The sequence below is a fragment of the Moraxella sp. VT-16-12 genome, from assembly GCF_002224245.2.
GTDB lineage: Bacteria > Pseudomonadota > Gammaproteobacteria > Pseudomonadales > Moraxellaceae > Moraxella.
In genome coordinates, this window is record NZ_NKHK02000003.1 from 205,413 (window position 1) to 217,393 (window position 11,981).

Consider the following 11,981-nt stretch of genomic DNA (forward strand, 5'->3'; position numbering starts at 1 on the left):
GGCTACAATACGCCGTTTTAATCAAAACCAGTTTAACAAATGACAACATCCATACTTGCCAAAGACCGCCATTATATCGCCAAACTTTCAAAAGACATCAAGCACGCCCATGGCGATGACAAAGCCAAAAAACAAGCACATCTACAAAGCGTGCTCGAACGCTCACAACGAGCGGTGCAAGATAGAATAAACAGCGTGCCTGCCAATTTAGAAAAGCTACTCAATGCTGATTTGCCAGTTACCAAAGAGGCTGATACCATCATCAACGCCATACAAAATCACCAAGTCATCATCGTGGCAGGCGAGACAGGCTCAGGCAAAACCACCCAACTGCCCAAACTTGCCATGCTCGCTGGGCGTGGCATAACAGGGCAAATCGGACACACGCAGCCACGTAGGCTTGCGGCACGGTCGGTGGCGACACGGATAGCCGAAGAGCTGGGCGAGCATTTGGGACAGACGGTCAGTTTTAAGGTACGATTTAGCGAAGAAGGCAGCAAAGACAGTTTGGTCAAACTTATGACGGATGGGATTTTGCTGGCTGAACTTGGCACAGATAAGTTTTTGACGCGTTATGACACCATCATCATTGATGAAGCTCATGAGCGTAGCTTAAACATTGATTTTATTTTGGGCTATTTAAAGCGGCTGCTACCCAAACGCCCTGATTTAAAAGTGATTATCACATCTGCTACGCTAGATACCGAGCGTTTTGCCCAGTATTTTCAATCGGTTGTCAAAACAAACGTACCTATTATCAATGTAGAAGGGCGAAGCTATCCTGTGGAAGTACGTTATCGCCCACTTGTTGATGAGATTATCAAAAGCCATGACGATGATGTGTTTGATGATGTTGAGGACAAATTGCCACGAGCATTGACGGCGGCGGTCAATGAGTGCTTTTTTGACGCCAAGCAAAAAGGACACCCCAATCAAGCGGACATTTTGATATTTGCTAGCACTGAGGCAGAGATTCGTGAACTGCAAGAGATTTTGACCGCTTACGCACCGCCCCACACGCAAATTTTACCCCTGTTTGCTCGCCAAAGTTTTGCTGAGCAACAGCGTATTTTTAATCCCACAGGTGGTCGGCGGATTATCATTGCCACCAACGTTGCCGAAACCGCTTTGACCGTCCCCAACATCCGCTATGTGATTGATTTGGGTTTTGCTCGTATCAGCCGTTATAATTACCGCTCACGCATTCAGCGGCTGCCCATAGAAGCCATCAGCCAAGCGGCCGCCAATCAGCGTAAGGGGCGGTGTGGGCGGATTGGTGATGGTGTGTGCATACGTCTGTATAACGAAGAAGATTTTCATGCCCGTCCTGAGTTTACCGAGCCTGAGATTTTGCGTACCAATTTGGCAAGCGTGATTTTACAGATGGAAAGTTTGGGACTGGGTGATGTGGCAAGTTTTGATTTTATCACGCCACCTGATTTTCGTCTGGTCAATGACGGCAAAAAGTTACTCCATGAGCTAGGAGCCATCAGCGATAAACCCACCAAAACCGCCACCAAAAAACGCCAAAGTCGCCCATCGTCTTTGACCGCCATTGGCAAACAAATGGCAAAAATGCCCATTGACCCACGTTTAGCTCGCATGCTCATTGCTGGCGATGCTTTTGCCTGCTTGCCTGCCATGCTTAAAATCGTCTCGGCATTGGCGGTGCAAGACGTTAAAGAGCGACCCATGGACAAACAAGCTCAGGCTGACCAAAAGCATGCTTTGTTTAAAAAAGACAATTCAGACTTTTTGTTTTTTGTGGAGCTGTTTGACGTGCTATTTGGTAGCCATGCCATGCATGGGGGCGAGAAACTCACTGGCAATGGGCGTAAAAGTTTTGCCAAAAAACATTATCTAAGTTTTGCTCGTATCAAAGAATGGCAAAAAACGCATGAACAGCTGTCGCAAATGATGGCAGAATTGGGCTTTGTCATCAAAGACGACAAACACACACAAGCAGACAAAGCAGATACCCAAAAAGGCGTGCGTTTGTCTTTAAAGACCAAGATTGCCAACCCCAAACTTGCCAAAGCTGACCTATTAAAAAGCCTAAAAAACGTACAAGGGACGGTGGATAAATCAGCGATAGATTATGCCAACATTCACCGAGCCTTATTAACTGCCCTTTTGTCTTTTGTGGCACACAAAACAGACACGGCAGGCGAGTATCTGATGGCAAGAAACCAAAAAGCACGCATTTTCCCTGCCAGTACCTTGCACAAAAAAGGCATAGACTGGGTGATTGCCTTTGAAGTGGTGGAGACCAGTCAAGTGTATATGCGTTGTCTTGCCAAAATTGACCCTGCGTGGATTTTAGCCAGTGCAGGCGAGCTGCTTAAATATCATTATTTTGAACCGCATTGGTCAAAAAAAGAAGGGCGAGTGCGAGCTTATGCCCAAATTAGTTTGTTTGGGCTGATTGTGGTGCAAAAACAGCTTGTTTCTTATGAAAGCATTGATTTGGTGGCGAGTCGTGAGATTTTTATTCGTGATGGTTTGGTGGCGGATAATTATCCAAAAGCATTGCCATTTTTGACCCACAACCGCCAAAAAATAGAACACGCCCAAAAAATAGAAGACAAACTTAGACGGCGTGATTTGTTGGTGGACGAAGAAGCGTTGTACCAGTTTTATGAAGAAAAAATCCCAAGTCATGTTGCCTCTGCCAAAGCGTTTGAAGATTGGCTGGGTGAGCTTGGCGATGACAAACGGCTGTATTTTAGCGATGAAGATGTCTTTAAAGAAACCGCCAAAGCAGGCAAAGAGTTTCCAGAATATTGGCAGGTGGGAGCAGTCAAACTGCCATTGTCTTATGTGTTTGACCCCAGCTCTCTTGATGATGGCGTGAGTGTGCGTGTGGGGGTGGGGGCATTGTCTCAGCTTGATGGCGTGGATTTGCTCTGGGGGGTGGCAGGTTGGCGGTATGAGCTGGTGTCAGCATTGCTCAAAACTTTGCCAAAAGACATTCGCCGAAAAATCGTCCCCATTCCAGATACGGCGTGTGCTTTGATGGACAAACTGGTACAAGGCAATGGCACAGGACTGCTTGACCAGCTTTGCCATCACTTGTTGCGATTGGGTGTGGTGGTCAAAGCCGATGATTTTGATGTGCATGGCATTGATAAGTATTTGCAGCCATTGATTTGTGTGATTGATGACAAAGGGCGAGTGATAGACAAAAGTAGGGATTTGGAAAAACTACAAGCCAAATATCGCAAACACACCGTCTGCGCTTTGCCAAGTAAAGGCATTCATGATGAGTTTCCAGAGTTTTTTGATTTTATCAAAACCAAACACCAAAAGGGCATGGTAACCCAAGTGATGTATGCTCTAAGCCCTGATGAGACGGGTAAGGTGTCGCTGGCAGAGTTTGGCGACTTGACGCAGGCGTTACACACTCACAAAACAGGGGTGCTATCGCTGATTAAACTTAGCCTTGGAGCAAAACAAAAACAGCTCACCAGTCAGATTGACAAAGCCTTTAAACTGGCATTTGCGCCGCTTGGCGATTTGGAAAAATTAAAACGTTTGCTCATTGATGCCACCTTGCAGGCGACTTTTGATAAATATGCCACGCCATTTCAAACAGACGTGCGTGAAAAGGTGGGCGGATTGGTACGTGATGAGCAAATGGGCGAGCTTTTGGACAAATTACCGCTCAATGCAGGCGAGTTTGAGACGGTCAAAGGGGTCATTAGCAGTCAGTTTTTGTTGGTGGGACAAGAGATACTCAAAGTTTTAAAAGACATCTACATCACATGGCAGACGGTGCGTGGACAGCTACTGATGCTTGACCGTGAGATTTTTGGTGAAAGCATGGATGATATCGAAGACCAGCTTGATGATTTGGCGTTGGCGGATTTTATTTATCGTGTGCCTTATGGGGTTTGGCAAAATTACCCTCGCTATTTGTCGGCACTAAAAGTGCGTCTTGATAGATTGCCAAATAATTTGGACAATGATTTGGACGGCGTGTATTTGCTTGATGAACACATGGAGCGACTGGCTCATCGTGTGCATGATGTGAAGATAGGTGAGTATCGCTGGCTTGTTGAAGAGTATCGCATACAGCTATTTGCTCAGCCAATGAAAACCGCTGTACCTGTGTCTGCCAAACGGCTAGAAAAGGTGTGGGCGGTGTTAACGACTCGGTGATGGCTGATGTGTTTAAAACTTGGACATTTTAAGAGATACATACTTGCAATATCTGTACAGATTTGTTAGTATTTCTTACACAAAGCGTGTTTATTGTGTATTTTTGGTTAGTACCATTGCTTAGCGATTATTTTATCTTAATGTAAGGAATATCAAATGATAACAATTTCAGCTCCCAATCCAATCCGTAAACTGTACCTAGCCATCGCTACTATTGGCGTATTATCTGTCAGTCAAGGAGTATGGGCGTGTGAAAAGCCACAGGTAAGTGGGTATGACATTGTGGATTGTTTGAGCGAAGGCTTAGCAGTAGTTAAAAAGAACGATAAATGGGGCTTTATTGATAAAACAGGTCAAGTGGTCATTGCCCTGCAATATGATTATGTTGGTGATTTTAGCGAAGGCTTAGCACTAGTTGGGGCAGATGATAGCAAAACACCTTATGCTTTTTATATTGACAAAACAGGTAAGGTATTGACCAAACGCTCATCACTGGCAGAGTTTCGTAAAAAACTTGCCCAAGGTGATGATGTTTTTTATGAGACCAGTAATGATGCTGGCAAGGGCATGATTTTTGAAATCAAAGGCAATCTTGTGCAGGTGCAGACCACCGAATTGCAATGCACTCAAAGAGATTATCGAGGCGACTGCCAAAACTATGTCAAAAATCCTGTGGCTAAATGGGTGAAACGTAGCGAGATTTATCCAAGCAATCATTTTGATTGATGATTTATCTGTATCAAGCGACAAACCACCACGGTTTGTCGTTTTTATTTGGTGTAGGGCGGCTAAAAATTTTTGTGAACATTTGTTTTTTATAACTTGTTATTGTATTTTATGCTACAATAGCACAAATTGATATTAACAAGGATAATACAATGACCATTTGTATCACCGCCACAGGACTACACGTTCCCAAAGACAAAATCACCAATGAAGAGTTGGTCGTGGCATTTAATGCCTATGTGGATAATTATAATACAACCCATGCCCAAGCGATACAAGCAGGCGAAAAGGTTGCCTTACAACACTCATCAGCAGAATTTATCCAAAAAGCATCGGGCATAAAATCACGTTATGTCATTGATAAAAAAGGCATTTTAGACCCAGAAATTATGGCACCGATTTTCCCTGCTCGCAAAATTGGTGAAGAGCTGTCAGTGATGGCACAGATGGGCGTGCAAGCATTACAGCAGGCGTTGGATAATGCAGGGCTAAAAGCCGATGAGCTAGATGGGATTATTTGTGCAGGGTCTAATTTTCAGCGAGCGTATCCAGCGATTGCCATTGAAATTCAGCACGCCATTGGCATGGTGGGTGGTTTTGCTTTTGATATGAATGTGGCGTGTAGTGCGGCAACGTTTGGGATTGCTCAGGCGGTGGGCAATATCAAAATGGGGCTTGCCAAAAAAATCGCCATTGTCAATGTTGAGATTATGTCGGCACAGCTCAACTGGCGTAACCGAGACAGTCATTTTATTTTTGGCGATATTGCAGCGGCGACCATCATAGAAGAGCTTGACACGCCCAAGGGTTATGAGATTGTGGATTGTCAATTATTCACCCAATTTTCTACCAATATCACTCAGCAATATGGCTTTATGGACAGAAGCGAGAGTTTGTCCGCAGGCGAGCAGGTGATGCACGAAGGCATGGTTGAGCCTGTTTATGATAAGCTATTTTTGCAAGAAGGGCGTAAGGTGTTTCGTGAAGTTTGTCCCAAGGTTTCAGAAATCATCACCACGCATTTGGCAAAAAATCACATCCCCACCGATAAGGTCAAGCGTTTGTGGTTACACCAAGCCAATATCAACATGATTGATTTGATATTGCGTACGGTCATGGGTAAAGATGCAGATAAGAGCATTGCCCCCATTTCCATCTATGAATATGGCAATACCAGCTCAGCCAGTCCAATGGTTGCTTTTCACGAGCACCAAGATGGTGTACAAAGCGGTGATTTGGGCGTGATTTGCTCTTTTGGGGCAGGATATTCTATTGGTTCGGTGATTGTCAAAAAAGTTTAAAAAATACTTGACATGATGATTAGAAAATGATACTCTTATAATGAAGATTTTTCATTGATAAAATGATAAAATTATTTGATAAGCTATGAGTGCAAATAATTTTTTAATCTATTTAACTTGGTGAACATAGTATTTCATGGTTACTAAGTTTTAAAACCATAGCAGTACATAACGATTCCTCTTGTTGGGTATGTACCAAGACCACTGTGAAAGTGTGGTAATAAAAAGTGCTAATAGAATTATTGGCACTTTTTTTGTGGGTGCTATTGATGTGGGATTTGATTTTTTGGTGGCTTTTTTATACAATGCCGTTTTATCTTGCTTTACAATGCGCGCCATGACTGACATCAATCACACTTACCAAACCCAACTTGACGAAAAAATCACCCGCATTAACCATCAATTTTCTCCATTTAATCCACCTGCCTTAGAAATCTATCCATCGCCTGCCAGTCATTTTCGTATGCGTGCTGAATTTCGGATTTGGCATACCGTGCGTGATGGCGTGGACGACATGTTTTATGCCATGTTTGAAAAGGACGGCAAATCCAAAAAAGTCATAGAAATCAATGAGTTTGCCATTGCCAGTCGTGATATTAACGATTTGATGCCAGTGTTATTAAATGCCCTAAAAAAATCAGCCATTTTAAAAGAGAAATTATTTCAAATTGATTTTTTAAATACTTTATATGGGCAAATGTTGGTTACCTTAATTTATCATAAAAAATTAGATGACCATTGGCAAAGTTTGGCGACTGATTTGGCAAATCAGTTGGGCATTAAACTGATTGGTCGCAGTCGTGGTCAAAAGCTGGTGTTGTCTGATGATTTTGTGATTGAAAAAATGGCGGTAAATATCAAAGGTGATGAAAAACAGTTTTTTTATCAGCAAATAGAAGGTGGATTTAGTCAGCCGAATGCTGATGTTTGCCGTGATATGCTCAACTTTGCTTGTGATGTGGCAGATGGTATCACCAGTCATCATAAAAAAGATTTGTTGGAGCTGTATTGTGGTAATGGTAATTTTACGTTGCCTTTATCGCAGTATTATCATAAAGTATTGGCCACCGAAATGGCAAAATCATCTGTTCATGCACTCAAATGGGCGATTGAAAAAAATCAGACAGATAATGTTGCCATCGCCCGATTGTCTGCCGAAGAGTTTAGCCAAGCTCATCAGGGCGAGCGAGCATTTCGGCGTTTGAATGAAGCAAATATTAACATTGCAGATTATGACTTTAACACGGTATTTGTGGACCCACCACGAGCAGGGATAAATGATAAAACCTTAAATATCTTGCAAAATTTTGATAACATCATTTATATTTCTTGTAATCCTGATACCTTGTTTAATAATCTGCAAGTGTTAAATGCCACGCACCAAATAAAACGCTTTGCCTTATTTGACCAATTTCCTTATACGCACCATGTAGAAAGCGGAGTTTGGCTGACAAAAAGATAAAAAATTGGTAAATTTCCCTAAAATATGGCAAAATACCACGTTTATTTATCTTTATAAGCCATAAACATCATGAAAGAAAGTTTACGCCAGCGTCTTGACCAGATGGTTGATAGATTTGAAGAAGTTACCGCCCTTTTGTCTGACCCTGACACCATCAGCGATAATAAAAAATTTCGTGCTTTGTCGGTAGAGCATAGTGATTTGTCCGAAGTGGTGGACGCATGGCAAGCCTTTGTACAAGCCGAAAACGATTTGGCAACTGCCAATGAAATGCTTGCTGACCCTGATATGAAAGAGTTGGCGGTTGATGAGATAGACCATGCCAAAAAGCAAATAGAAACTTTGGGCGACAAACTAAACATTCTTATGCTTCCCAAAGACCCTAACGACAAAGTGCCAGCCTTTTTGGAAATTCGAGCAGGCACAGGCGGTGATGAAGCGGCGATTTTTAGTGGCGATTTGTTTCGTATGTACCAAAAATACGCCCAAAGCCAAGGTTGGCAAGTGGAAGTGTTGTCTGCCAACGAAGGCGAGCACGGAGGCTACAAAGAAATCATCACTCGCATATCAGGCAGCGATGTCTATGGTCGCTTAAAGTTTGAAAGTGGGGCTCACCGTGTGCAGCGAGTACCTGCCACCGAAAGTCAAGGGCGAGTGCATACGTCTGCTTGTACGGTGGCGGTGATGCCTGAGATTGAGATTGATGATACGGTAGAGCTTAATCCTGCTGATTTACGCATTGATACTTATCGGTCAAGCGGAGCAGGCGGTCAGCACGTCAATACTACCGACTCTGCGGTGCGTATCACCCACATTCCCACAGGTGTGGTGGCAGAATGTCAGCAGGAGCGTTCACAGCACGCCAACAAAGACAAAGCCATGAAAATGCTCGTTGCCAAAATCCAACAAGCCAAAGTCCAAGCCCAAGTGGACGCATCTAGCGAGATGAGACGCAATTTGGTTGGCTCTGGCGACCGTTCCGAACGCATTCGCACTTACAACTATCCGCAAGGGCGTATGACCGACCATCGTATCAATTTAACTTTGTACAAACTGGATGCGATTATGGAAGGGGATTTGACGGAAATTTTGGACAGCCTGCTAAGAGAACATCAAGCGGATTTGATGGCAAGTGTGGGAGCAGAATGATTATGAAAGGTTTTATCCCTGCAAAATTTACCCCTGTGGTCTTTGCTTTTTATATGTCAGCTTTGATGGCATTTTTAATGTCAGGTGTCTTGGTGGCAGTCAATACGGGTTTTGGTGGTAATTATGTCATGCGGGTATTGGGTGCGTATTTAATCGCCTTTCCGATTGCTTTTGTGTGCGTGGCGATACTAAGACCTGTGGTGTTAAAATTAGTGGATTTGACCATTCAAAAAGATGGCTAAACTCATCATGTATTTTTTAAACTTTAAATCATCTTAATCACTCTTAGCTTTGGAAAAAAACATGACCAATCATTACCCAATTTCTGAACAACAGACCGATGTCAATCAGCTCATTGCCCAGCGTCTTGAAAAATTAGATGTATTAAAGCAAAAGGCAAGCGAGCAGGGCAAAACTGCTTATCCCAACACTTTTAAGCCTGATGCCTTTTGTGCTGATTTACAAGCTAAATTTGATGGCATAGACAAAGTCACCATTGAAAATGATGTGGCACAAGGCAACAAAACGTCTGTCAAAGTGGCAGGGCGTGTCATGTTTAATCGTGGCTCGTTTATCGTGCTACAAGACATGACTGGACGCATTCAGCTGTATGTGGACAGAAAAGGTTTACCTGCCGACACCTTGGAGCTGATTAAATCGGTGGATTTGGGTGATATTGTGGGAGCAAGTGGCTTTATTGGACGCTCTGGCAAGGGGGATTTGTATGTGCATTTGGAAGAGTTTGAGCTTTTGACCAAATCTTTGCGTCCTTTGCCAGATAAATTTCATGGACTGACCGATACCGAAGTCAAATATCGCCAGCGTTATTTGGATTTAATGGTCAATGAAGACACCCGCAAAACCTTTGAAATTCGCTCCAAAGTGGTCTCAGGCATTCGTGAGTATTTGATTGGCGAACGCTTTATGGAAGTAGAAACACCGATGATGCATGTGATTCCCGGTGGGGCGGCTGCCAAACCTTTTGTTACGCACCATAACGCTTTGGATATGGAGCTGTTTTTGCGTATCGCCCCAGAGTTGTATCTAAAACGTCTTGTGGTGGGCGGTTTTGACCGAGTGTTTGAGATTAACCGCAACTTTCGCAATGAGGGTGTTTCTACTCGCCACAACCCAGAATTTACCATGATTGAGTTTTATCAAGCCTATGCTGATTATACCGATTTGATGGCATTGACCGAGCGTATGCTTGAAAAATTGGCGGTGGACATTTTGGGTAGCACCGATGTGCCTTATGGCGATGAAGTGTTTAGTTTTAAAGCCCCATTTGCCAAGATTAGTATGTTTGATGCGATTTTAGAGCACAATCCCAATTTGACAGCGGATAATCTAAATGACCGTGAGTTTTTGGCAGCCTTTGTCAAAAATGAACTCAAAGAAGAAGTCAAGCCATCTTTTGGACTGGGCAAACTACAAACCATCATCTTTGAAGAAACGGTAGAAACCAAGCTGCGTCAGCCCACCTTTGTTACTCAATATCCTGCCGAAACATCACCTCTGGCACGCCGTAATGATGACAATCCACACGTTACTGACCGTTTTGAGATGTTTATTGGTGGGCGTGAACTTGCTAACGGGTTTAGTGAGCTTAATGACCCCATTGACCAAGCCGAACGCTTTAAACAGCAAGTGGCAGAAAAAGACGCTGGCGATGATGAGGCCATGCACTATGATGCCGATTTTGTAGAAGCGCTAGAATACGGCTTGCCACCAACTGCAGGCGAGGGCATTGGTATTGACCGCCTTGTCATGCTCTTTGCCAACGCTCCGAGCATTCGTGATGTGATTTTATTTCCGCACATGCGTAAAAAGGATTAAATGCGATTTGGGATAAATGATGATGTTGGATTTTTTATGCAATATCATCAAGTTTTTGTTTGAAGAATGGGTTTTTGCCAAACATTTTCGCCATTTTCTTTTGGTGGTTGTGTTGGTATTGATTGTATTTTTTATGTTTTTGTGATGGGCGGCTATGTCTGAATACCAAGTCCTTGCTCGTAAATACCGCCCCAAAGATTTTAGTGAGCTTTTGGGGCAAGACCATGTTTGGCAAGCTCTATCCCATGCCATCAATACAGGGCGTATTCATCATGCGTATTTGTTTACTGGCACACGGGGCGTGGGCAAGACCACCATTGCTCGTATTTTGGCAAAATGTCTCAACTGTGAAACAGGTGTTACCAGTACGCCATGCGGTGTGTGCGACACTTGCGTAAGTGTGGATAGTGGGCGGTTTATTGATTTGATTGAGATTGATGCTGCCAGTCGCACCAAAGTAGAAGACACAAGGGATTTGTTAGAAAACGTTCCCTATGCTCCCACCCAAGGGCGTTATAAGGTGTATTTGATTGATGAAGTGCATATGCTTTCCACGCATTCATTTAATGCCCTGCTTAAAACCTTGGAAGAACCCCCTGAACACGTCAAATTTATCCTAGCGACCACTGACCCCCAAAAATTGCCGATTACCATTGTTTCTCGCTGTTTGCAATTTGTGCTGCGTCCTTTGTCTCAAGAGCTGTTGCATGGACATTTAAGCGGTATTTTGCAAAAAGAGCAAATCGCTTTTGATGAGACAGCCCTATGGCAACTTGCCCAGTCTGCCAAAGGTTCGGTGCGTGATGCCTTGTCTTTGACCGACCAAGCGATTGCTTTTGGGGGTGGTCAGGTGCAAACAGACACAGTAACCCAAATGCTTGGTCTGGTGGACAGTCTTGATGTGTTGGCATTGGTTGGTGATATTTTTGTGGATAATCGACAAGCAGTGGCAACACACATTCAACGTATGCGTATGCAAATGGTGGATGCCACAAGTATGCTAGATAAGATGGTAGATACGTTTCATCAGCTGGCATTGGTGCAAATTTTGCCTGATGTGCCACTGGATATGAATGATGCACAAAAACAAGCATTTTTGGCGTTGGCACAAACCATCCCAAGTGATGTGCTACAGTTATATTATGAAATTGCCAGCAAATCCAGAGAAAGTGTACGTCTTGCCAGTACGCCCATACAGGCATTAGAGATGGGAATTTTAAGGCTGTTGGCATTTCGCCCACTTGCCATCAATCAAATGACTGTGCCAGTTGATAATTTAACTGATGATAATTTAACTGATGATAATTTAACTGATGATAATTTAACTGATGATAATTTAACTGATG

Annotated in this window: 8 protein-coding genes; all 8 read left to right on the forward strand. The window is 43.4% G+C overall.

Annotated elements, in window-relative coordinates:
* Window positions 1-39: 39 nt before the first annotated feature.
* Entirely contained in the window at window positions 40-4,161 is a 4,122-nt protein-coding gene (hrpA, locus tag CEW93_RS04060; protein ID WP_089538847.1) for an ATP-dependent RNA helicase HrpA, read from the forward strand.
* A 156-nt stretch (window positions 4,162-4,317) separates the two neighbouring features.
* Complete coding sequence (locus tag CEW93_RS04065) at window positions 4,318-4,887, forward strand: WG repeat-containing protein (protein ID WP_146416638.1); 570 nt, start codon at window positions 4,318-4,320, stop codon at window positions 4,885-4,887.
* Between the two features lie 152 nt (window positions 4,888-5,039).
* On the forward strand, window positions 5,040-6,188 hold the full coding sequence (locus CEW93_RS04070) for a beta-ketoacyl-ACP synthase III (protein ID WP_089540262.1): 1,149 nt from the start codon (window positions 5,040-5,042) through the stop codon (window positions 6,186-6,188).
* Between the two features lie 346 nt (window positions 6,189-6,534).
* Entirely contained in the window at window positions 6,535-7,650 is a 1,116-nt protein-coding gene (trmA, locus tag CEW93_RS04075) for a tRNA (uridine(54)-C5)-methyltransferase TrmA (protein WP_089540264.1), read from the forward strand.
* Window positions 7,651-7,719: 69 nt separating this feature from the next.
* Window positions 7,720-8,799: a peptide chain release factor 1 gene (gene prfA, locus CEW93_RS04080; protein WP_089540261.1), complete on the forward strand. Its 1,080-nt coding sequence runs from the start codon at window positions 7,720-7,722 to the stop codon at window positions 8,797-8,799.
* Window positions 8,800-8,801: 2 nt separating this feature from the next.
* The gene (locus CEW93_RS04085) at window positions 8,802-9,041 is read left to right on the forward strand and encodes a DUF2798 domain-containing protein (RefSeq protein WP_255503934.1); all 240 of its coding nucleotides are present in this window, start codon (window positions 8,802-8,804) and stop codon (window positions 9,039-9,041) included.
* A 61-nt stretch (window positions 9,042-9,102) separates the two neighbouring features.
* The gene (lysS, locus tag CEW93_RS04090; RefSeq protein WP_089540257.1) at window positions 9,103-10,635 is read left to right on the forward strand and encodes a lysine--tRNA ligase; all 1,533 of its coding nucleotides are present in this window, start codon (window positions 9,103-9,105) and stop codon (window positions 10,633-10,635) included.
* Between the two features lie 154 nt (window positions 10,636-10,789).
* Window positions 10,790-11,981 (forward strand): DNA polymerase III subunit gamma/tau (gene dnaX / locus CEW93_RS04095; RefSeq protein ID WP_146416640.1); only part of this gene is annotated, 1,192 nt, incomplete at its 3' end.

Bases quoted from the DNA above. Each gene is read 5' to 3' on its own strand.
- hrpA (WP_089538847.1), top strand. From the start codon at position 40: ATGACAACATCCATACTTGCCAAAGACCGCCATTATATCGCCAAACTT.
- CEW93_RS04065 (WP_146416638.1), top strand. From the start codon at position 4,318: ATGATAACAATTTCAGCTCCCAATCCAATCCGTAAACTGTACCTAGCC.
- CEW93_RS04070 (WP_089540262.1), top strand. From the start codon at position 5,040: ATGACCATTTGTATCACCGCCACAGGACTACACGTTCCCAAAGACAAA.
- prfA (WP_089540261.1), top strand. From the start codon at position 7,720: ATGAAAGAAAGTTTACGCCAGCGTCTTGACCAGATGGTTGATAGATTT.
- CEW93_RS04085 (WP_255503934.1), top strand. From the start codon at position 8,802: ATGAAAGGTTTTATCCCTGCAAAATTTACCCCTGTGGTCTTTGCTTTT.
- lysS (WP_089540257.1), top strand. From the start codon at position 9,103: ATGACCAATCATTACCCAATTTCTGAACAACAGACCGATGTCAATCAG.